The organism is Nocardia sp. NBC_01377 (assembly GCF_045040005.1).
GTDB classification, from domain to species: domain Bacteria; phylum Actinomycetota; class Actinomycetes; order Mycobacteriales; family Mycobacteriaceae; genus Nocardia; species Nocardia noduli.
The window spans coordinates 6,538,348-6,558,259 of record NZ_CP109566.1; the positions used below are offsets into that span (position 1 = coordinate 6,538,348).

21 protein-coding genes and 1 pseudogene are annotated in these 19,912 nt (G+C 66.8%); 7 read left to right on the top strand and 15 right to left on the bottom strand.

The genetic code is table 11. From position 1 onward, the window contains the following. Positions 1–77 precede the first annotated feature (77 nt). The 6 genes from OG225_RS30185 to OG225_RS30210 all read right to left on the bottom strand — a co-directional run bounded on the left by OG225_RS30185 (position 78) and on the right by OG225_RS30210 (position 3,374). On the bottom strand, positions 78–407 hold the full coding sequence (locus OG225_RS30185) for a helix-turn-helix domain-containing protein (RefSeq protein WP_405178316.1): 330 nt from the start codon (positions 405–407) through the stop codon (positions 78–80). Continuing rightward, on the bottom strand, positions 404–715 hold the full coding sequence (locus tag OG225_RS30190) for a type II toxin-antitoxin system RelE/ParE family toxin (RefSeq protein ID WP_405178317.1): 312 nt from the start codon (positions 713–715) through the stop codon (positions 404–406). Before OG225_RS30190 ends, OG225_RS30185 begins: the two co-directional genes overlap by 4 nt. A gap of 178 nt (positions 716–893) precedes the next feature. Continuing rightward, a complete protein-coding gene (locus tag OG225_RS30195) occupies positions 894–1,343 on the bottom strand; it encodes a hypothetical protein (protein WP_405178318.1) in 450 nt (149 codons plus the stop codon). Between the two features lie 31 nt (positions 1,344–1,374). Beyond that, positions 1,375–2,139 (bottom strand): precorrin-4 C(11)-methyltransferase, encoded by a 765-nt coding sequence (cobM, locus tag OG225_RS30200; RefSeq protein WP_405178319.1) that lies wholly within the window; start codon positions 2,137–2,139, stop codon positions 1,375–1,377. Between the two features lie 82 nt (positions 2,140–2,221). Continuing rightward, a complete protein-coding gene (locus tag OG225_RS30205) occupies positions 2,222–2,647 on the bottom strand; it encodes a PPOX class F420-dependent oxidoreductase (RefSeq protein WP_405178320.1) in 426 nt (141 codons plus the stop codon). 133 nt (positions 2,648–2,780) lie between these two features. Beyond that, a complete protein-coding gene (locus OG225_RS30210) occupies positions 2,781–3,374 on the bottom strand; it encodes a TetR/AcrR family transcriptional regulator (RefSeq protein ID WP_405178321.1) in 594 nt (197 codons plus the stop codon). Positions 3,375–3,467: 93 nt separating this feature from the next. On the opposite strand from OG225_RS30210, the gene OG225_RS30215 reads away from it, so the two are divergent. Genes OG225_RS30215 through OG225_RS30235 form a run of 5 tightly spaced genes read left to right on the top strand, consistent with a single transcriptional unit; the run spans position 3,468 to position 9,598 of the window. Further along, on the top strand, positions 3,468–5,051 hold the full coding sequence (locus OG225_RS30215; protein WP_405178322.1) for a carboxyl transferase domain-containing protein: 1,584 nt from the start codon (positions 3,468–3,470) through the stop codon (positions 5,049–5,051). A 5-nt stretch (positions 5,052–5,056) separates the two neighbouring features. After that, positions 5,057–7,156, top strand: a complete 2,100-nt coding sequence (locus tag OG225_RS30220; protein ID WP_405178323.1) for an acetyl/propionyl/methylcrotonyl-CoA carboxylase subunit alpha — start codon at positions 5,057–5,059, stop codon at positions 7,154–7,156. Continuing rightward, the gene (locus OG225_RS30225) at positions 7,153–8,313 is read left to right on the top strand and encodes an acyl-CoA dehydrogenase family protein (RefSeq protein WP_405178324.1); all 1,161 of its coding nucleotides are present in this window, start codon (positions 7,153–7,155) and stop codon (positions 8,311–8,313) included. The genes OG225_RS30220 and OG225_RS30225 overlap by 4 nt, the downstream gene beginning before the upstream one ends. Further along, entirely contained in the window at positions 8,310–8,786 is a 477-nt protein-coding gene (locus OG225_RS30230; protein WP_109528762.1) for a MaoC family dehydratase, read from the top strand. Before OG225_RS30225 ends, OG225_RS30230 begins: the two co-directional genes overlap by 4 nt. Then, positions 8,783–9,598, top strand: coding sequence for an HpcH/HpaI aldolase/citrate lyase family protein (locus tag OG225_RS30235; RefSeq protein WP_405178325.1), 816 nt, complete (start codon positions 8,783–8,785; stop codon positions 9,596–9,598). The genes OG225_RS30230 and OG225_RS30235 overlap by 4 nt, the downstream gene beginning before the upstream one ends. 63 nt (positions 9,599–9,661) lie before the next feature. On the opposite strand, the gene OG225_RS30240 is transcribed toward OG225_RS30235, so the two are convergent. The 3 genes and pseudogenes from OG225_RS30240 to OG225_RS30250 form a co-directional block, all read right to left on the bottom strand. Next, complete coding sequence (locus tag OG225_RS30240; RefSeq protein ID WP_405178326.1) at positions 9,662–10,093, bottom strand: type II toxin-antitoxin system VapC family toxin; 432 nt, start codon at positions 10,091–10,093, stop codon at positions 9,662–9,664. Beyond that, a complete protein-coding gene (locus OG225_RS30245) occupies positions 10,090–10,335 on the bottom strand; it encodes a type II toxin-antitoxin system prevent-host-death family antitoxin (protein ID WP_405178327.1) in 246 nt (81 codons plus the stop codon). The genes OG225_RS30240 and OG225_RS30245 overlap by 4 nt, the downstream gene beginning before the upstream one ends. 195 nt (positions 10,336–10,530) lie before the next feature. Continuing rightward, a pseudogene (locus tag OG225_RS30250) lies at positions 10,531–10,713 on the bottom strand (hypothetical protein); the annotation flags it as partial. Positions 10,714–10,980: 267 nt separating this feature from the next. Between OG225_RS30250 and OG225_RS30255 the strand changes: the two are divergent. Both OG225_RS30255 and OG225_RS30260 read left to right on the top strand, forming a co-directional pair. Beyond that, positions 10,981–12,228, top strand: a complete 1,248-nt coding sequence (locus OG225_RS30255) for a TetR/AcrR family transcriptional regulator (protein ID WP_405178328.1) — start codon at positions 10,981–10,983, stop codon at positions 12,226–12,228. Between the two features lie 166 nt (positions 12,229–12,394). Further along, the gene (locus tag OG225_RS30260) at positions 12,395–13,648 is read left to right on the top strand and encodes a TetR/AcrR family transcriptional regulator (RefSeq protein ID WP_405178329.1); all 1,254 of its coding nucleotides are present in this window, start codon (positions 12,395–12,397) and stop codon (positions 13,646–13,648) included. 15 nt (positions 13,649–13,663) lie between these two features. Here the strand turns inward: OG225_RS30260 and OG225_RS30265 are convergent, their stop codons facing one another. Genes OG225_RS30265 through OG225_RS30290 form a run of 6 tightly spaced genes read right to left on the bottom strand, consistent with a single transcriptional unit; the run spans position 13,664 to position 19,912 of the window. After that, the gene (locus tag OG225_RS30265; protein WP_405178330.1) at positions 13,664–14,488 is read right to left on the bottom strand and encodes a hypothetical protein; all 825 of its coding nucleotides are present in this window, start codon (positions 14,486–14,488) and stop codon (positions 13,664–13,666) included. 7 nt (positions 14,489–14,495) lie between these two features. After that, the gene (locus OG225_RS30270) at positions 14,496–15,674 is read right to left on the bottom strand and encodes an MCE family protein (protein ID WP_405178331.1); all 1,179 of its coding nucleotides are present in this window, start codon (positions 15,672–15,674) and stop codon (positions 14,496–14,498) included. Then, the gene (locus tag OG225_RS30275; protein ID WP_405178332.1) at positions 15,671–16,786 is read right to left on the bottom strand and encodes an MlaD family protein; all 1,116 of its coding nucleotides are present in this window, start codon (positions 16,784–16,786) and stop codon (positions 15,671–15,673) included. Before OG225_RS30275 ends, OG225_RS30270 begins: the two co-directional genes overlap by 4 nt. After that, entirely contained in the window at positions 16,783–17,892 is a 1,110-nt protein-coding gene (locus OG225_RS30280; RefSeq protein WP_405178333.1) for an MCE family protein, read from the bottom strand. Before OG225_RS30280 ends, OG225_RS30275 begins: the two co-directional genes overlap by 4 nt. Further along, entirely contained in the window at positions 17,883–18,899 is a 1,017-nt protein-coding gene (locus OG225_RS30285) for an MCE family protein (protein WP_405178334.1), read from the bottom strand. The genes OG225_RS30280 and OG225_RS30285 overlap by 10 nt, the downstream gene beginning before the upstream one ends. Beyond that, a complete protein-coding gene (locus OG225_RS30290; protein ID WP_405178335.1) occupies positions 18,890–19,912 on the bottom strand; it encodes an MCE family protein in 1,023 nt (340 codons plus the stop codon). Before OG225_RS30290 ends, OG225_RS30285 begins: the two co-directional genes overlap by 10 nt.

Here is a 19,912-nt window from a genome sequence, read left to right on the forward strand (position 1 = left end):
TCGAGACGATTCAGAGGGCCTAGAGGTCGAGTCTCACTGCCCGCCGGCAGACATCGAGGTCGGGGCAGTTGAACTGATTACGCGACTTTGATGCTGTGCGGTCCCACGCTCACGGTGATATCGAGGTGCCCGCCGAGCGCTCGCGCATAGCCGCGGAGGGTGTCAAGTTCCATCGCGGACAGGTCGCCGCTCTCGATCTGCGAGACCCGTGACTGTGAGACGCCGAGCGCGGCGGCGACTTCGGCTTGGGACTTTCCCACCGACTTGCGCAATTCCTTGAGGTGATGCCCCGCGATGAAGGAATCGAGTCGCGCGGAGGCCGCAGCCCGAACCTCGGGATTGTCCATTTCCGGCTGCAGGCTGTGGGCCTCTGCCTTGACCTCACGCCAATTGCGCGCAGGGCTCATGTCTCCTCCTTCTTCTCGGCGCGGTAGTCGGCGTATCGTTTCTCCGCCAACGGAATCGCGCTGTCATACCAGCGTGACCATCGCCCGGCCTTGTCGCCAGCGACCAGGACGATCGCCTCGCGGTCGGGATCGAACACGAACAGCAGGCGGATCTCCGAGGTGCCGCAAGAACCCGGCCGAAGTTCCTTCAGGTTGCGCAGTCGACTGTGGTCGAGGGTATCGACGAGCGGGCGACCGAGCGCTGGGCCGACCATGGATAGCCGGTCGAGAGCCTGCTCGATCTGGATAGCGGTCGCGGGGTCGGACACGCAAAGCTTCATGAACCAGTCGTCTACCGGCTCTAGCTACGCGGCGTCACCGATTGATGGTCGCCGATGACATGGAGTGCATCGGGCAGAAGTTACTCGAAGCAGAGTCGGCCGAACTGCCTGTTCGCCAGTGGGCCACTGCGGCTGAATCGCGTCGAGGGCGCTCGCCGCGTACGGATCAGAGGGCTATCGGCCGGTAGGCCAAGGCCGCGTCGACGATCTGGTCGGCAGAGGCGTCGAGCAGGTCGGCGGGCGGGTGATAGATCAGGTTTGTCGGGGCGGGGTGGGACACGTTGGTCCGGAAGAGGAGCAGGTAGTAGTCGGCGTCCGGGCCTGCGGCGCGGATTCTGCGGACGATTTCGACGAGTTCGTCGCGGGTGACGTCGGGGACGCGTGGGTGGGCCGGACGGGCGGCTTCCTGGGCGAAGTCGAGAAGGTCGCGGTGGGAGCTGTATCCGGCGAAATCCGTGAAGTCGTAGTCCTGGCCGGTGTGCTGGTCGAACGCGGCGATGGCGTCGTCGGGGTCGCCGGTGACGATCAGTTGGGCGATGCGCTCTATTTCCCGGGCGAGGGCCGCGAGGTATTCGGGAGCGACGGAGGGCGGGAGTAGTTCCGGTCTGAGGTCCATGTGCTCTCCAGGTGCACCGAGGGTGGACGAATCAGCGTGGGACGGTGGAGGTTCCGCGGTCGCGGGCCGGGTCGTAGAGGTGCGAGGTGGTGCAGGTGATCGCGGGGGTGAGGGCGCGGCCGACGAGAATGACGGCGGCCTGACGTAGGGCGGCGGCCTCGACCTGATCGGCGATATCGGCGAGGGTGCCGCGCAGGATCAGTTGGTCGGGCTGGCTGGCCCGGTAGACGACGGCGACGGGACAGTCGGAGCCGTAGTCGGCGGCGAGTTCGTCGGCCAACGGTCGGACGCGGGTGATCGCCAAGTGGAGGACGAGGGTGGCTCCGGTGCGGGCGAAATTCGCCAGCTCCTCGGATTCGGGCATAGCCGTGGAGCGCGCCCGGGTGCGGGTGAGGACCACCGATTGGACCACCTCGGGAACGGTCAGTTCGGCGCCGAGGAGGGCGGCGGCCGCGGCGTAGGCGGGCACGCCGGGGGTGATGTCCCACGGGACGCCGTGCGCGTCCAGACGGCGGGTCTGCTCGGTGAGGGCCGAATAGATCGACGGGTCACCCGAGCACAGCCGGGCGACATCGCTGCCGGATTCGTGGGCCCGCACCAGATGAGCGATGATCTGGTCGATGTCCAGGTGCTGGGTGTCGATCAGCTCGGCGTCCGGCGAGCAGTGCGCCAGGACTTCCGGGTCCAGGTAGGTGCCGGCGTAGAGGCAGACCGGGGAGGTCCGCAGAAGGTCGACCGCTCGTACGGTCAGCAGGTCCGCCGCACCCGGCCCGGCCCCGATGAAGTGCACGGTCATGCGAGGGAGTCTAGGCGGCGGGTCGGCGACGATCGCCGACACCCGTGCGCCGTTGCCCCGCGACGGGCAGAACCCGAACGCCTCACGCGGTGGCGTCGAAATGCGCGATGATCTTCGTGGGGTGCACGCGCACGACCAACTCCCCCGGTACGGCGTTGCGTTTGCCGAATTCCTCCGCGCGGTCCGCGCCCATGTACCGCCCACCGAGCGCGGTCGCGGTACGCAACAGTTCGTCGGAATCCTCGGACAGCGCGACCGTGCCCTGAATCTGCACGGAACCGTAGGGCGGTTCTTCCTGGTCGACGACGAGGGCGACGCGAGGATCCCTGGCGAAGGCCTTGCCCTTGCCGGTGTACTTGCCGGTGTTGAAGACGATCGTGTCGTCCTCGACGAGGAACCAGATCGGGGTGACCAGCGGTCGACCGTCGGCCGCGACGATGGCGACCTTGCCCGTTCGTGTTCCATGGGAGAGGAATTCGCGCACCTGGGGATCGGACAGGGATGCCATATTCCCACACTAGGGTCCGTCCACGCCCGCTCGCGGCAGCCGTGCCGCGTGTCCACATCCGGTGATCGACTCGTGCACAGCTTTCTCCGGCAGTCTCTGTGCGGTTCACGTCCGCCTGCCGAGATCCCGACCCTCAGCCCAGCGCGGTCAGCGCCATCCGCCGCAGAATCGGCCGCGTACGGGCCGCTGTCGCCGAGGTCGCGCTGTGCGGTGTCGAGTTGATCAGACCGAATGCCGCGTGCGCTTGAACGCGCGCGGTTTCCTCCGCGAGTCCCGGATGCAGTTCACGCAGGACCGATACCCAGATCTCGACGTATTGCCGCTGCATCCGGCGCAGATCCCGACGGGCGGAGGCGGGGACGTTGTCGAGGTCGCGGTCCTGGATGCGGATGAGTTCGGGTTCGCCGAGCGCGAAGTCGAGATGGAAATCGACCAGGCCCGCGAGCGCGGCCTCGGGTGCGGCGGTGTCGGCGACGACGCGTTTGCCACCGTCGAGCAGGCGCTGGCTGATGCCGAGGAGGAGTTCGGTGAGCAGCGCTTCCTTGCTCGAGAAGTGCCGGTAGACGGCGGGGCCGCTGATGCCGACGGCCGCGCCGAGGTCGTCGAGGCGCACACCGAGGAAGCCGCGATCGGCGATCAGCCGGGCTCCGGCGTCGAGCAGTTGCCTGCGACGATCTGCTTTGAGCTGCTCACGACGGGTGAGAGTGCCGGGTTCTGTGTCCGCCACCTGTGCCCCCTTTCCCGACTCTGGACAACTCGGTTAATCAAGATTAACCTGAATCTCAGTTATCGGCGACTAACTGGATGGCAGGACGGCGTGATGACGGTTACCCAAGAAGTCGACAATCGCAGTGCCCACCGGGTGCTGGTCGGCGACCTGCGGGATCGACTGGCAACGGCGGCGCTCGGCGGGCCCGCCAAGGCGCGTGAGCGGCATGTGGCGCGCGGCAAACTGCTTCCCAGGGAGCGGGTGGATCAACTTCTCGATCCGGGCAGCCCGTTCCTGGAGCTGTCCCCGCTGGCGGCGACCGGAATGTACGACGACGAATGTCCCGGCGCGGGGGTGATCACCGGGATCGGCCGGGTCTCGGGTCGCGAATGCGTGATCGTCGCCAACGACGCGACGGTCAAGGGCGGCACCTACTACCCGATGACGGTGAAGAAGCATCTGCGCGCCCAGGAAGTGGCGTTAGAGAACGAGCTGCCGTGCATCTACCTGGTCGACTCCGGCGGCGCGTTCCTGCCGCGCCAGGACGACGTGTTCCCGGACCGGGAGCATTTCGGGCGCATCTTCTTCAACCAGGCGACCATGAGCGCCAAGGGAATTCCGCAGATCGCGGCGGTCATGGGCTCGTGCACCGCGGGTGGCGCGTATGTGCCCGCCATGAGCGACGAGGCCGTGATCGTGCGCGATCAGGGCACGATCTTCCTCGGCGGACCGCCGCTGGTGAAGGCGGCGACCGGCGAGGTCGTCAGCGCGGAGGATCTCGGTGGCGGCGCGCTGCATTCGCGCACCTCCGGTGTCACCGACCATCTGGCCGACGACGACCGGGACGCGCTGCGCATCGTGCGGCGCATCGTTGCCACGTTCGGCCCGCGCGCGGCGGTTCCGTGGGAGGTCCGGCCGAGCACGCCGCCCGCCGTGCCGGATTCCGATCTCTACGACGTGGTTCCCGTCGATCTGCGCACCCCCTACGACGTGCGCGAGGTCATCGCCCGCATCGTGGACGGCGGCGAGGGTTTCCACGAATTCAAGGCCGAGTACGGCAAGACCCTGGTGACCGGATTCGCCCGCATCCACGGTCACCCCGTCGGCATCATCGCCAACAACGGTGTCCTGTTCGGCGAATCCGCCATGAAGGGCGCGCATTTCATCGAACTGTGCGACAAGCGCAAGACACCGCTGCTGTTCTTGCAGAACATCACCGGATTCATGGTCGGGCGCGATTACGAAGCGGGCGGTATCGCCAAACACGGCGCGAAGATGGTGACGGCGGTCGCGTGCGCGCGGGTGCCGAAACTCACCGTCGTGATCGGCGGCTCCTACGGCGCGGGCAACTACTCCATGTGCGGGCGCGCGTATTCGCCGCGCTTCCTGTGGATGTGGCCCAATGCCAGGATCTCGGTGATGGGCGGTGAGCAGGCGGCCTCGGTGCTGTCGACCGTGCGCGGCGACCAGCTCGACAGCAGCGGCAACCCCTGGTCCGCCGAGGACGAGGAGGCGTTCAAGGCGCCGATCCGCGACCAGTACGAGCACCAGGGCAATCCATACTACTCCACGGCGCGCCTGTGGGACGACGGCGTGATCGACCCCGCCGACACTAGAACCATTCTCGGCCTGTCCCTTTCGGTCTGCGCGCAAGCGCCGCTCGAACCCGTTTCCTACGGCGTCTTCCGGATGTGATCGTGATGCTGAGCTCACCCACCCCACAGGTTGCCCTCGCGGGCAACAAATCCCAGCCCGTCGAATTCGACACCGTGCTCGTCGCCAATCGCGGCGAGATCGCGGTGCGCGTCATTCGTACGTTGCGTGCCATGGGTATTCGGTCCGTCGCCGTCTACAGCGACGCCGACGCCCAGGCCCGCCACGTCCTGGAAGCCGAGAGCGCGGTGCGCCTGGGCCCAGCGCCCGCGCGCGAGAGTTACCTCGACATCGCGAAGGTGGTCGACGCCGCGGTGCGCACCGGCGCGCAGGCGGTGCACCCGGGATACGGCTTCCTGTCCGAGAATGCCGCCTTCGCGACCGCGCTGGCCGAGGCCGGAATCGTCTTCCTCGGCCCGCCCGCCCGCGCGATCGAGGTGATGGGCGACAAGATCACCGCGAAGAACACCGTCTCGGCCTTCGACGTGCCGGTGGTACCGGGTATCGCGAAGCCGGGACTGTCCGACGAGGAACTGATCGCCGCGGCCGTCGACATCGGCTACCCGGTGTTGGTCAAGCCGTCCGCGGGCGGTGGCGGCAAGGGTATGCGCCGGGTCGAGGATCCGGCGCTGCTGCCCGACGCGCTGGTCAGCGCTCGGCGCGAGGCGTCGGCCGCGTTCGGTGACGACACCCTGTTCCTGGAACGTTTCGTCACCAGGCCGCGCCATATCGAGGTGCAGATCCTGGCCGACCGGTTCGGCAATGTGGTGCACCTGGGCGAACGCGAGTGCAGTCTGCAACGCCGACACCAGAAGGTGATCGAGGAAGCTCCCTCGCCGCTGCTCGACGCGGCGACGCGGGCGCGGATCGGCGCGGCCGCCTGCAATACCGCGCGCAGCGTGAACTATGTCGGCGCGGGCACGGTGGAATTCATCGTCTCCGCCGATCGCCCGGACGAGTTCTTCTTCATGGAGATGAACACCCGCCTACAGGTGGAACATCCGGTCACCGAGATGGTCACCGGGATCGACCTGGTGGAATGCCAGGTGCGGGTGGCGGCCGGGCAGAAGATCGGTGTGGCCCAGGACGATATCCGCATGGTCGGTCACGCTATCGAGGCCAGGGTGTACGCGGAGGATCCCGGTCGCGGCTTCCTGCCGACCGGCGGCACCGTGCTCGCGCTGAGCGAGCCCGACGGCTCCGGCGTCCGGGTGGATTCGGGACTGCGCGTGGGCACCGTCGTCGGCAGCGATTACGACCCGATGCTGTCCAAGGTCATCACCCATGCCGCCGACCGCACCGCCGCCATCGCGAAACTCGATCGGGCACTGGCCGATACGGTGTTGCTCGGCGTCACCAGCAATATCGAATTCCTGCGTTTCCTGCTGGCCGACACCGATGTCGCGGCGGGACGTCTCGACACCGCGCTGCTGGACCGCCGGGTCGCCGATTTCGTTCCCGCGCCGGTGGGTGACGACGAATTCGTCGCCGCCGCCGCGTATCACTGGCTCCAGCGCTGGCCCGCGCCGTCGGGCGATCCGTGGGATATCCCGACCGGTTGGCGGCTCGGCGTGCCCGCGCCGACGGCCATCCGGCTGGCGGGCGGCGAGAAGATCCAGCACGTCTATCTGACCGGTTCGCCGGGAGCCGCGGTCGTTCGACTCGGCGACGACGAGAAGTCCGCCGCGGCAACGGAATCCACCCTGACGGCGTCCATCGACGACACCGGGACGCTCGTCGTCGCCCGTGACGGCGTGCGGCGGACCTATCGCGTGGCGGAATTCGACGGACAGCTCTGGGTCGCCGGGCCGTCCGGCGTCTCGGTACTGCGCGAAGTCGCCGAGGTGAGTGTGCGCGGCGGCGCGGATCACGTGGGCGACGCCGAGATCCGCAGTCCCATGCCGGGTTCGGTGATCGCGGTCCCCGTCACCTCGGGCGCCGTGGTCGCCGCGGGCGCGGCCGTGGTGGTGGTCGAGGCCATGAAGATGGAGCACACGCTCACCGCCCCGGTGGCGGGCACGGTCGAGATCCTGGTCGAGGCGGGTGCGCAGGTCCGGCTGGATCAGCCGCTGGCCCGCATCGTCGCGGCCACCGAAATCACCGAACCAGCACCGAAATCCAGCGAGGAAGAAGGAACTCCCGCATGACCGACTATCTGTCCACCGGCACCCTGCCCGAGGATTATCGAGATCTCGCGCTGACAGTGCGCGATTTCGCGCAGACGGTCGTCGCCCCGGTGGCCGCCGAACACGACGCGAACCACACCTTCCCGTACAAGGTCGTCGCGGGCATGGCCGAGATGGGCCTGTTCGGTCTGCCCTTCCCCGAGGAATTCGGCGGTATGGGCGGCGACTACTTCGCGCTGTGTCTCGCGCTGGAGGAACTCGGCAAGGTGGACCAGAGCGTGGCCATCACGCTGGAGGCGGGTGTCTCGCTCGGCGCCATGCCGATCTACCGTTTCGGCAGTCGCAAGCAGCAGGAGGAGTGGCTGCCGCGGCTGACCAGCGGTCGCTCGCTCGCCGCCTTCGGCCTCACCGAACCGGACGCGGGCAGCGACGCGGGCGGCACGCGGACCACCGCGACCGTCGACAGTGGTGAATGGGTCGTCAACGGGCGCAAGCAGTTCATCACCAACTCCGGCACCGATATCACCACACTGGTGACGGTGACCGCGGTGACGGGGCAGACGGGCACCAAGAAGGAGATATCCACGATCCTCGTGCCCACCGAAACCCCCGGTTTCGTCGCCGAACCCGCCTACAACAAGGTCGGCTGGAATGCCTCCGACACCCATCCGCTGACGTTCACCGACGTCAGGGTGCCCGAGGAGAACCTGCTCGGCGAACGTGGGCGCGGCTACGCCAACTTCCTGTGGATCCTCGACGAGGGCCGCATCGCCATCGCGGCGCTGTCGGTCGGCGCGGCCCAGGGCTGCGTGGACGAGAGCGTCCGCTACGCCAAGGAGCGGCTGGCCTTCGGTCAGCCCATCGGCCGCAATCAGGCCATCGCGTTCAAGATCGCCAGGATGGAGGCGCGCGCCCACGCCGCGCGCACCGCCTACTACGACGCCGCCGCCCTCATGCTCTCGGGCAAACCGTTCAAGAAGGAAGCCTCCATCGCCAAGCTCGTGGCCAGCGAGGCCGCGATGGACAACTCCCGCGACGCCACCCAGATCTTCGGCGGCAACGGGTTCATGAACGAGTACGCGGTGGCGAGGCATTACCGTGACAGCAAGATCCTCGAAATCGGCGAGGGCACTACGGAGGTACAGCTGATGCTCATCGGTCGGGAGTTGGGACTGTGAAACGCGTGGTCCAGCGCGGACTCTGGTTCGAGGAGTTCGAGACCGATGTCGTGTACGAGCACCGGCCGGGACGCACCATCACCGAGGCCGACAACGTCCTGTTCACCACGCTGACGATGAATCCGCAGGCCCTGCACCTCGACGCCGCGTTCTCCGATCAGCAGCCGCCCTTCAACCAGCGCCTGGTGAATTCGATGTTCACCCTGTCCACGCTGATCGGGCTCTCGGTGGGACAGCTGACCCAGGGCACGCTGGTCGCCCAGCTCGGTTTCAGCGAGATCACCTTCCCGAAACCGCTGTTCCACGGTGACACCATGTACGTCGAGACGGTGGTCACCGAGAAGCGCGAATCCAAATCCCGCCCCGGCGAGGGCGTGGTGACACTGGCCCACACGGCCCGCAACCAACACGGCGATATCGTCGCGACCGCGACACGCAACGCGCTGATCCGCAAGACACCGGAGGAATCATGAGTTGGGAGATCACCGGTCCGGGCTGGCTCTTCTGCCCCGCCGACCGTCCCGAGCGTTTCGAGAAGGCCGCCGCTGCCGCGGATGTCGTCATCCTCGACCTGGAGGACGGGGTCGCCGCGGGTGACAAACCCGCCGCTCGCGCCGCGATCATCGAGACGCGCCTGGATCCCGAGACCACCGTCATCCGGGTCAACGCCGCGACCACCGACGATCACGCGCTCGACCTGGCCGCGCTCGCGCAGACCGGCTACCGCCGGATCATGCTGTCGAAGGCCGAATCCGCCGAGCAGGCGACCGCGCTCGCCGACTACGAGATCATCGCGCTGATCGAATCCCCGCTCGGCGCGGTCGCGGTGGAACGTATCGTGCAGGCGAGCAATGTGATCGGCGCCATGTGGGGCGCCGAGGATCTGGTCGCGGGTCTCGGCGGCAAGTCGAGCAAGCGCGCGGACGGCAGTTACCACGAGGTCGCCCGCCATCTCCAGTCCGCGACCCTGCTCGCGGCCAAGGCCTACGGCAAATTCGCCCTCGACGCGGTGTATCTGAACATCCGCGAGCTCGACGGGCTACGGGTCGAGACGGCCGATGCCGTCGCCGTCGGCTTCGACGCGAAGGTCGCCATCCACCCCAGCCAGGTCGCCGTGATCCGCGAGGGTTACGCGCCATCCGAGGAGGAAGTCTCCTGGGCGCGCCGGGTACTGGCCGAAGTGCCCAACCACCGCGGCGTCTTCCAGTTCGAGGGTCGCATGGTCGACGGCCCCATCCTGCGCCAAGCCGAACAGATCGTGCGCAGGGCCGCCGTCACCGCGTAGTTCCCGCCGCACCGTGACAGCGGATCCGACCGCTGTCACGGTGCCTGCGTCCTGCCGGAAGGGCTATTCCGGGTACGCCGCATCCCACGGATCGATGACCGTCACACCCGTCGGCTCGAAGTCGTTCACATTCCTGGTCACCACAGTCATACCGTGCTCTCCCGCCGTGGCGGCGATCATGGCATCGCGCTCGGGGCGAGGGTCGGGCACATGCCAGCGTGCTGCACGTCGTGCGACGGCGAGATCGATCGGGAGAATCCGTCCGTTGAACGCATCGAGCACGGTGTCCTCCAACCACGCTCGGAGTCGTTTGCCCTGGACCGAATCACGACGTTCGACCCGACCGATGCCGATATCGATCTCCATGACCGTGACAACGCTGAGATACAGCTCCGACGGTCGCCGCGCCGCGATCCACGCGCGCACCGAAGGATTCGCTGACCGCGACGATTTCCGCAGTTCGCTCAAGACATTCGTATCGAGGAGATAGCTCACAGCTCCGGAACCTTCAGATCGACGGCGAGCCGAGCCGGTTCGAAATCGAAATCGTCACCGTCGTCCATACTCAAACGGGCGACGAGATCTTGACTGTCGGCGCGTAGCCGTCGGTATTCCTCGATCGACAACAGCACGAATGCCTCCTCACCTCGGTCGGTGATCACCACCGGCCCCCGCAGCGCGGCACGTTTCGCCGCACTGACGTCACGGTTCAGCTCACGAGCGCTCATGGTCGACATGACATCCCCTCAATGTAGGTACGTACCTACTATACCTCTTGACGTCGGAGCGATGGCAACGCCAGGAGAATGCGCGCTCAGCCGGGCCAGGACACGAGAGCCGCCAGGGAAACACCCCTGCCGGTGCCACGGGCGCGCGGCGCATTGCACGGCCCGCGCGCGCTCGGCGCCGACGATCTCACCGACGAGCCTGACGAGCACCGGACCCGGCTCGTGGCCGGCGAATCGGATTCGCGCTCCAGGCACGAACCGCAGCACCTCGTACAGGCCGACGGCGTCGAGTGCCGTCATACCCGGATACAGGACGATCGCGATCTGACCGATGCCCACCTGTGGACCCCCTCCGTGAAGCGGAACCGAAGGGGGAAAGATCAGCATCGGAGCACGAGCATTAAGTAATCATCGATTCTATGAGCGATGATGCCTTTTCGGTGCGTCATTACTGATGTAAGTTACTCCCTGCTCGGCGGAACCACGGATGATGTTCCCGGTGCCCTCCCACATCTTCCGTACCCGTACGCCGACATTCGGGCGCACCGGCGCGAGACAAACCCGCCTCGTCGTCACGCCGGTGCGTCCGGCCCCGTCACACCATCGGTGACGGACGAATCCGCGCGGCGCTCACCGCTGGTTACCATGTCGGATATGAGTGTCGACAATCGCCGAACGGCGCGTAAGGCGGTCACCGGCGACTCGGCACCCCGGGAGATCCGTCGGCGGCCGAAGAACCGTCGTGCCCAGATCGCCGCCGCGTCGGCGGCCGCCTTCGGGTCGCTGGGCTACCACGGCGTCAGCATGGAGGACATCGCCTCCGGACTCGGGATCAGTTCGGCCGCCCTCTACCGCCACTACCCCAGCAAATACGCGCTGTTCCGAGAGGAACTGCTGCGGGTCGGCCAGGCGATGACCGAATCGGTCGAGGTCGGCGCCGAAGGCGAGCCGTCGGCGCCGCGCGAACGGTTGCGACATGTCGTCGACGCCCTCGTCGGCGCGACCATCGAGAACCGCCCGAGCATCACCCTGGTCCGCTGGGAAGGCCGCTATCTCGACGAGGCGGATCGGCAGACCCTCGACGAACAGCAACTGAGGGTGCTCGACGCGCTCGGCGACCGGATAGGCGAACTGCGACCGGAACTGACCGAGAACGATCGCAGGGTACTGCGCGCCACGATGCTCAGCGTGATCACCAGCATCGCCGATCACCACGCCACGCTGCCGACGAAAGCGCTTGTCCGACTGCTCGGTTCGGCATGTCTCGCCATCGCAGACGCGCCGCTGCCGCCCGCGGAGAAGACGGTCGAGGTGCCGGTGGTGGTCGAGATTCCCGATTCGTTCAAACACGAACTGCTGCTCCGCAAAGCCGTCGAACTCTTCCACGATCGCGGGTATCCCAATGTGAGCGTGGAGGAAATCGCCACCGCCGCAGGACTTTCCGCCGCGTCCGCCGTGTACCGCTTCTATCGGGGCAAGAGTGATCTGCTCGCCGCCGCGTTCCGCCGGGCCGCCGAACGGGTGTCGGGCGCGATCGGGCCCGCGGTCGCCGCCGCGCCGAACCCCGAGGCGGCGCTGACCGACCTGATCAGCCACTATGTCTACGGCTCCTTCGCCGAACGCGCGCTGACCTTCGTGTATTACACCGAGTTCCAGCACGTTCCGGTCGAGGAGCGGACGGTGCTGCGCAATATCCAACGGCTCAGCGTCGAGGAATGGGCGCGCCTGCTGCGCGAGGTGCGCCCGGAACTCTCCCCCGCCGAGGCCAGGTTCCTCGTGCACGCGGCGTTCGCGCTCGTGGTCGATCTCGGGCGGACCTTCGACTCGGCCCCCTTCGCCGCGCAGGCACGGGTGCGACTGCTGATGCAGGTGGCGCTCTTCGGGCGACCCGCCGCCGTGTGAGCCACGCGGATCGAGAGGCATTATGTTAGTAGATATTCTCCACCGTAATGGTTAGATCACCCACGTTGATCGCCGTGTTACCGCATATTTGTGATCTTTCGTTCAAATAGTCTTCCGGGGCGCTGAACTCGGGTTTCCGGACGAGGAGTCGGGTTACCATCGCTGGATGGATGCCCCGAAACGTCGCGCCCCGCGGCAGACGAAAACGGAGGACGGCACCGCCCAGCGTGTGGTCCGCCGTCGCCCGCGTGATCGCCGGGCGCAGATCGCGGCGGCCTCGGCCGAGGCGTTCGGCCTTTCGGGCTACCACGGCGTCAGCATGGAGGACATCGCCTCCCGTCTCGACATCAGCTCCACCGCGCTCTACCGCCACTACCCCAGCAAATACGCGCTGTTCCGAGAAGAGACGCTGCGTCTGGGCACACTCGGCGTCGAAACCGTGCGCATCCCCGACGAACTGGCAGGCACGCCCCCCGAGCGACGCCTCGACTACGTCATCGACACCATGATCGCGCAATGCCTCGCCAATCGCCGCAGTGCCGCGCTGCTGCGCTGGCAGAGCCGCTACCTGGAACCCGAGGACAACCGCGTGCTCAGCGGCCAATTGATCCGGGTCCACACCGTGGTCCGGGATCTACTGGTCGAGTTGCGCCCGGAACTGCGGGGCGACGAGCGGGCGGTGCTGGCCGCCGCGGCACTGAGCGTCGTCGGCAGTGTGTCCGACCATCACGTGTCGGTGCCCGCGCGGGCGCTCACGACGCTGCTGCGGTCGGCGGGCCACGCGGTCATCGGTACGGATCTCCCCGGCCTCGACGCCGAGGCCGAGACTCCCGGCGCCACCGAGATTCCGCTCACCTTCAAACACGAACTACTGCTCAAACGGGCCATCGAACTCTTCCATGAGCACGGCTATCCCCAAGTGAGCGTGGAGGATATCGCGCACGCGGCCGGATTGCCCGCCTCCTCGGCGGTGTACCGGTTCTACCGCAGCAAGGGCGATATCCTGGCCGCCGCGTTCCGCCGTGCGGCGGAACGGGTCTCGGCCGCGATCGGGCCGGCGATAGCCGCCTCCGACGGCCCCGAGCAGGCGCTGACCACCCTCATCGAACTGTATGTGCGAGGCTCCTTCGCCGAGCGCGCGCTCACCTTCGTCTACTACGCCGAGATCAGCAATGTACCGCCGGAGGATCGCACGGTCCTGCGCAATATCCAGCGGCTCAACGTCGAGGAATGGGCCAAGCTGGTCGGCGGGATCCGCCCCGAACTCTCCGCCGCCGAGGCCAGGGTGCTGGTGCACGCCGCGCTGGCACTGGTGGTCGACCTCGGCCGCTGGCACGGCGCGGACAATCCGATCTGCACACCCGCGCGCGTCATCTGGCTGATGCAGGTCATCCTGATCGGCAGGCCCGCCGCGGTGTGAGCGCGGGCCCGGCGGTCACTGCTGGGGTGTGGGATCCAGCGGTGAATTCACCTTGTTGACCAACCACTTGCCGTCCTTCTTCTCCATCCGCATCACCATCGACAGCTGACCGGGAGCCGGTTTGCCCTGCGTGCCGAGGCTGGTGATGGTCTGTCCGATGACCACGATCGCCTCGGCGGAGGTCTCGTCGCCGGATTTGATCGCGCACTGCACATCGTTGGCCTTCGAGACCACCTCCCCTTGGGAGAGGACCTCTTTCAGCTCACGACTGGTGTCGTCGAACTGCTTCTTCCAGTCGCCGGTCGCACCAGCGAGCACGGCGGTGAAATAGCCGTCGAGGTTCTTGGCGTCGTAGTCCGCGAGGACAGGGGCGTATTCGCACGCCGCGGCGCGCGCCTGCTCCTGGGCGGCCAGCAGTGCGTCTCCCTCGCGGTCCTGGAGGAAGAAGTAGACCGACGAGGCAAGCGAGGCGCCCAGCAGCACTGCCGCCGCCGCGCGCACCACCACGGTGCCCTTCCTGCCAGGTCGGAGGCGGCCGAGCAGTCCGCCCGAACCCGAACCGGTCTCGACGGATTCGGTATCGGCCGAAACGCCGGTGTCCGAGTCCGCGGACGTGAGCACCGCCGCACCGGTGGCGCTCGTCATCCCAGCGGTCGGCGTCTCAGCGGTCGCCCCGCCAGCAGCGCCCCCGCCTGCGGTAATCGATACCGGTACGGGCTTTACTCCACCGTCCACGCTCGTCGGCGGCGCGGCATCTGTAACTCCCGACGCGGCGGCCTGCGCGGCTTGCCCCTTGCCGACGACCGTGTCCCGTGCCGTATCGCTGTCCTTGTCGCTCATATCGTTCCTATCTGCCTGGTGCTGGTCGGGAGAGTTCGTCGCCGGTGACGCCGGGCGGCGGGCCGGAACCGTTGTCCGGGACGTTGGGCCGTGGCGCGTTCGCCGAGCCGCGCACCTGGAGCGCCGGATCGCTGGTGACGCAGTAGTTGTAGAGCCGGACCCTGGTGTCGGTGGTTTCCAGCGTCGGGACCACGGGGATGGTGTCGTAATCGCAGGTGGGCCGGGGCCAGGGGTCGACGAGGGTGTAGAAGGCGCCGTCGTGGGCGGGGATGCCGATTGCCTCGACGCCCTCGCGCAGTGCGGGGAACAGTGCGGCGATCGCGGGGGCGCGCAGTTTCGCGGCCCTGGTGATGGCGACGAAATTCGTCACCAGGTTGGTGATGGGATCCGTTGTCTCCTGGGCGAATCCACCGAGGGTGGCCAGTTGTCCCGGTGCGAGGTCGAGGAATCGACGCACCTCCTGGTCGGCGGCGGTCAACTGTTCGAACAGCACGCCCGCTCCGGTGGTGAGGGTGGTCAGGTCCGGCTGCGCGTGCGAGGTGGTCTCGGAGATCACGCCGAGGTTCTCGATGAGCTGACGGGTCTGCGGGAGCAGCCCTTCCAGACCGGCCATCGCCCTGCTGATTCCGGAGATCATGTTGCGCAGGCGATCGGGACCGCCCGCCAGCGCCTTGTCCAGTTCGTCGATGATCACGGTGAGCCGTTGCGGATTCAGGCCCGCGATGAGTCCGCTGACATTGGTGAGCAGGGATTCGATCGGCACCGGAGCCTCGGTCCGCGCGCGCTCGACCACCGAGCCGTCGACCAGGTACGGACCGGTGTCGGAATCGGGCCGGAAGTCCAGGTATTGCTCACCCGCCGCCGACAGCCTGCCGACGACGACCGTGCCACCGACCGGAATCTTGGCGTCCGAGTCGATCTCGGCGACCGCGGTGATGCCGATCTCGTCCACTCGCACTTGGGCCACCTTGCCGACCCGGCTACCACGGAAGGTCACGTCGTTGTTCGACAGGAGCCCACCGGAGGTGGTGAGTTCCACGGTGACCCGGTAGGTGCTCGGCAGCAGATCGAGCCGAAGGACCGCGGCGCCGAGATAGGCCGAGCCGAGTACCAGCACGACGATCAGGCCGATATTCGCGACGGCGATCCGGCGCTCCACCAGGTAGTTCCACAACGGGATATTCATCGTCCGCCTCCCGGCCGCGGTGTCGACGGCGTGCTGTTCAATCGGCCGCCGACCTTCTCGATCACCTGTGTGAGGCTGCCGATGAAGGCGGGCACATCGCCGAGTTCGGGCGGCCTGCTGCCATTCGGATCGGTCAGCGCGCCGATGCTCAGGAAGGAGATGGTCGCGGCGACGGCCAGCGTCGGTCCCTCGAAGGACGCCATGACGTTCGGATACACCTGGTCGAAGCGTTCCAGGGCCTGCCCGAGCTCCTGGGATTGGGAGAAGCCGAACATGAGTTTCTGGACGCTGTCGAAAAGGCTGACGAATTCCGGCGAGGTGGTGTCGGTGAAATCACCGAGGGCCGCCATGGTCACCGAGACCTTCTGGATGAGTCCCGCGATATCGCTGTTGTTCTCCGCCACCAGTCCCAGCAGCCCGGGGAAGGTATCGGCGGCGACGCCGAGTTCGGCTTTGCGCCGGGCGAGTTCGCCGGTCAATACCGAGATGCCGTGCAACGTGCCGTCGATATCGGCGGTGCGCTGGTTGAGTGCCGCGATCGCGCTCGATAATTCGTTGAGCACGTGCGCCGATTGCGGTGCGCGCCCGGCGAACATGGAATCCATCTCGGAGGTGATCTTGGCCGCCTGGTTCAGGCCGCCGCCGTTGAGCAGCATGGAGATCGAGACCATCAACTGCTCGACGGACGCGCCCGCCGCGGTGTTCTCGACACCGATGGTGTCACCCGGACCAAGCAGCTGCGCGTCGGGTGCGGCCGCGGGCAGCGTCATGGCGATGAAGATGTCGCCGAGCGGGGTGGCCTGACGTAATTCGGCCGTGGTGCCGCGCGGTAGTTGGATGTCGGTGCGGATCAGCATTTCGACATCGGCGATGAAATTGGTGGATTCGATCTCGGTCACCACGCCGATATCGGTGCCGCCGATTTTCACGTGCGCGCGTTCGGGCAGGTTGAGGGCGTCGCGGAAGGCGGCGCGGATGACGTAGCCGTCACCGCCGATTCCCGGTTTGGGCATCGGCACGTTCTCCACCGTGATCGCGCAGCCGCTCATCGCACCGGCGACGACGAGCGCCGCCAGCACGCGGGCCGCGTAATATCCTGTGCGCGCGCTCATTCGGTGATCCCGAGGAGTGCGGCGGTGAGACCGAAGTCGGGGCCCATGTCCTGAATCTTTCCGGTGCGACAGCCGTCGAGCCGAATTTGGACGCGTTCGCAGAACAGCGACAGCGCCTCGCCGTCGAGTACCGCCTTGTCCAGCAGGCCGTGCAGCCGCAGCGCACGGTGCTCGCGGCTCACCGAGTTGGAGAAGTTCTGGAGGAAAAGTGGTGTCACATCGATGATTTCGGTCAGGCCACGCGCGTTGGCGCGCATCTGTTCGGTGATGGTGACGAATCGGGTCAGCGCGCCTGCCAGCTGATCCCTGTTCTCCCCGACCACCATCGAGGTATTGGCGACGAAGTCGTTGAGCTGGGAGAGGACCGCGTGCAGTCCGGGAGCCTGCTCGCCCATCAGCTGCACCAATTCGGTCAGTCTGCCGCTGAAATCTCGCACCGTCTGATCGTTGGACGCGATCACCTGGGTGATGTCGTTGAGTTTGACGATGGTGTTGGCGATCTGGTCCTTGTTGGCCAGGGTCACCTCGAAGGCCGCCGACAGCGAGTCCAGCGTCTGACTGAGCCGGTCGCCGTTGCCGTCGAGCAGCGGGAACAACACCCGGCTCGCCATCGGACCGCTCTCGTTGTCGCCCGCGAGCGCCGCGCCGAGCTGGTCGAAATTCTCCAGGATCCGGTCGAGCTCGACCGGAGTTCTGGTGCGCGCCAAGGGGATATGGTCGCCGTCGGCCAGGGCCGGACCGTCGCCGGTGTAGGCGGGGGCCAGTTCGACGTGCCGATTGGTGATCAGCTGCGGGGAGATCAGCGCCGCCATCGCGTCGGCGGGGATCTTGACATCCTTGTCGATCGACATGACGACTTCGACATAGCTGCCCCGCGCGGTCACCGTGTCCACCCGGCCGACCGGGACGCCGAGCACGGCGACCTCGTTACCCGCGTAGAGACCGGCCACATTCTCGAAATCCGCGCTGATGCGCAGATGTTCGTCGAGGTATTCCCCCGGCAGCGAGGCGATGCTGTCCGGCAGCACCGAACACCCCGAGGCGAACGCCACGGCGGTGCACATCACCACGAGTTTCATCACCGTACGAATCTTCTTCAGTTGCATCCCGGTACCGCCTGTGCGAAACAGAGCCAGTTGTCCGGCAGGATCCACGGCGCCCAGACGTCGCCGTACGGACCGTTGCCGAGCGCGTTGTTGAACTGCCGGAAAGCCACCGGCATGATCTCGTAGAGCCGATCCAGGTTCTCCCGGTTCTTCTCCAGCCCCTCGGTCATGGTGTTGAGGTTCTCGATGAGCGGACCGAGCTGGCCGTTGTTCTCGATGCCCATCTGCTGGAGCAGCCCCGAGAGCGCGGCGACATTGTCGAGCAGGCTGCGCAGCATCGTCTGCCGCAGGGCCACGGCGTTGCCGATCGCCTCGCCCCTTGTCAACAGCAACAGCACGCTGTTCTGGTTGTCCGCGATCAGCTCCGACACCTGGTCCATGCTCTTCAGCAACGTGTCGACCTCGTCGCGACGCTCGTTGATGACCTTCGCCAGCGAACCGATGCTGTCCAGCGCCGCGACCGTCAGCTGCGGGGAATCCCCCATCTGGCGGTCGAGCAGGTCGAGCGATTGCCGCAATTTGTCGGGGTCGATCCGCTCGATCCGCTCGAACGAGGAGGTGTATTTCGGATCTTGGATCACCTTGGCCAGGTTGTAGGGCACCGCGGTGTTCTCCAGCCGGATGGTGTCGTCGGGCAGGGCGTCGCCCCGACCCGGTGTCAACTCCACATGCAATCTGCCGAGGATGGTCGACATCTTGATCGCCGCCCCAGCATTGCTGCCGAGCCGCAGGTCACCACGCACGCGCAGGTCGATGACGACCTTGTCCCCCACCAGGCGGACCGAACGGACCGCGCCGACCTCGATACCGGAGACGTCGACGGTCGCGCCGGGCCGCAACCCGGCGGCCTGCGCGAATTCGGCGTGGATCGTCTTGTCCGCCAGTCGCATCTCCGAGACCGCGCTCGACACGACCAGCAGCAGCGCGACCGCGACCGCGGCCATCACACCGAGCCAGAGATATCGGTTCTTCGCATACCAGGACAGACGCGATGTCGTCATCGGCATACCTCCGATTGCGAGTTGCCGCCGACCTGGGAGAACAGGCCGGGTGGCAGGAGCACGCCCCACAGCGAGACGTCGAGCCTGCAGATGTAGGCGTTGGCGTACCCGCCGTAGCTGGTGAAACGCGCCAGGCCGTTGAGCACCGTGGGGAACTGGACCGCGGCCCGGTCCAGTGCCGCGCCGCTGACCAGCAGCAGCGCGATACCGGTGGTCGCGTCGTTCTGCGCCCTGGCCAGATCGGGTCGCACCTGGGTGACGAGGCCGACGAGCGAGTCGGTCGCGGTCGCCACCTGATCGACCGAGCTCTTGAGCGATTCGCCCTCCGCGTAGAGCGCTTCGACCAGCGAGCGGGCCTGGGTGATCAGGGTTTCGAGTTCGTGGCTGCGATTGGCCAGACCGCCTAGCGCACTGCTGAGGTTGGTGATGACATCGCCGAGGATCCTGTCGCGCTGGCCGAAGGTGCCCGCCAGTTCGGCGGCCTGGGTGATCAGCATGCTCAGCGAGACGCCGTCACCCTGCAAGGCCTGGATCAGGGTCTCCGACAGCGAATTCACCTGATCCGGTTGCAGAACCCCGAACAGCGGTTCGAATCCGGACAGCAGCGAGGAGACATCGAAGGAGGGCTCGGTGCGCTCGATCGGGATGTGAGCGCCGGGGCGCAGCACCTCGCCGTCTCCCTCGCCGGGAATCAACGCGATATAGCGCTGACCGATCAGGTTCTGGTAGCGGACGAGCGCTTTCGTCGTGGTGGTCAACCGCTGCCGGTCCTGGAGGCGGAATTCGATCTCGGCCATGTAGTCGTCGTCGAAGTCGATGCCGTCGACGCGACCGACCCGCACCCCCGCCATGCGGACGTCGTCGCCGACCCGCACCCCCATCACATCGGAGAAGGTCGCGGAGTAGGTCGCGGTATCGCCGGGCACCGAGCGTTGCAGTGTCGACCAGATGGTGTAGGTCAGTAGGATCGCCAGCACCGCGAAGAAGCTGAAGCCCGCGAGCGATTTACCGGATTTCAC

Excerpts from the sequence above, each read along its gene's own strand:
- OG225_RS30255 (WP_405178328.1), top strand. The coding sequence starts at position 10,981 with ATGAGTGTCGACAATCGCCGAACGGCGCGTAAGGCGGTCACCGGCGAC.
- cobM (WP_405178319.1), bottom strand. The coding sequence starts at position 2,139 with ATGACCGTGCACTTCATCGGGGCCGGGCCGGGTGCGGCGGACCTGCTG.
- OG225_RS30215 (WP_405178322.1), top strand. The coding sequence starts at position 3,468 with ATGACGGTTACCCAAGAAGTCGACAATCGCAGTGCCCACCGGGTGCTG.
- OG225_RS30195 (WP_405178318.1), bottom strand. The coding sequence starts at position 1,343 with ATGGACCTCAGACCGGAACTACTCCCGCCCTCCGTCGCTCCCGAATAC.
- OG225_RS30225 (WP_405178324.1), top strand. The coding sequence starts at position 7,153 with ATGACCGACTATCTGTCCACCGGCACCCTGCCCGAGGATTATCGAGAT.
- OG225_RS30235 (WP_405178325.1), top strand. The coding sequence starts at position 8,783 with ATGAGTTGGGAGATCACCGGTCCGGGCTGGCTCTTCTGCCCCGCCGAC.
- OG225_RS30185 (WP_405178316.1), bottom strand. The coding sequence starts at position 407 with ATGAGCCCTGCGCGCAATTGGCGTGAGGTCAAGGCAGAGGCCCACAGC.
- OG225_RS30285 (WP_405178334.1), bottom strand. The coding sequence starts at position 18,899 with ATGCCGATGACGACATCGCGTCTGTCCTGGTATGCGAAGAACCGATAT.
- OG225_RS30265 (WP_405178330.1), bottom strand. The coding sequence starts at position 14,488 with ATGAGCGACAAGGACAGCGATACGGCACGGGACACGGTCGTCGGCAAG.
- OG225_RS30205 (WP_405178320.1), bottom strand. The coding sequence starts at position 2,647 with ATGGCATCCCTGTCCGATCCCCAGGTGCGCGAATTCCTCTCCCATGGA.
- OG225_RS30260 (WP_405178329.1), top strand. The coding sequence starts at position 12,395 with ATGGATGCCCCGAAACGTCGCGCCCCGCGGCAGACGAAAACGGAGGAC.
- OG225_RS30280 (WP_405178333.1), bottom strand. The coding sequence starts at position 17,892 with ATGCAACTGAAGAAGATTCGTACGGTGATGAAACTCGTGGTGATGTGC.
- OG225_RS30275 (WP_405178332.1), bottom strand. The coding sequence starts at position 16,786 with ATGAGCGCGCGCACAGGATATTACGCGGCCCGCGTGCTGGCGGCGCTC.
- OG225_RS30270 (WP_405178331.1), bottom strand. The coding sequence starts at position 15,674 with ATGAATATCCCGTTGTGGAACTACCTGGTGGAGCGCCGGATCGCCGTC.
- OG225_RS30220 (WP_405178323.1), top strand. The coding sequence starts at position 5,057 with ATGCTGAGCTCACCCACCCCACAGGTTGCCCTCGCGGGCAACAAATCC.
- OG225_RS30245 (WP_405178327.1), bottom strand. The coding sequence starts at position 10,335 with ATGTCGACCATGAGCGCTCGTGAGCTGAACCGTGACGTCAGTGCGGCG.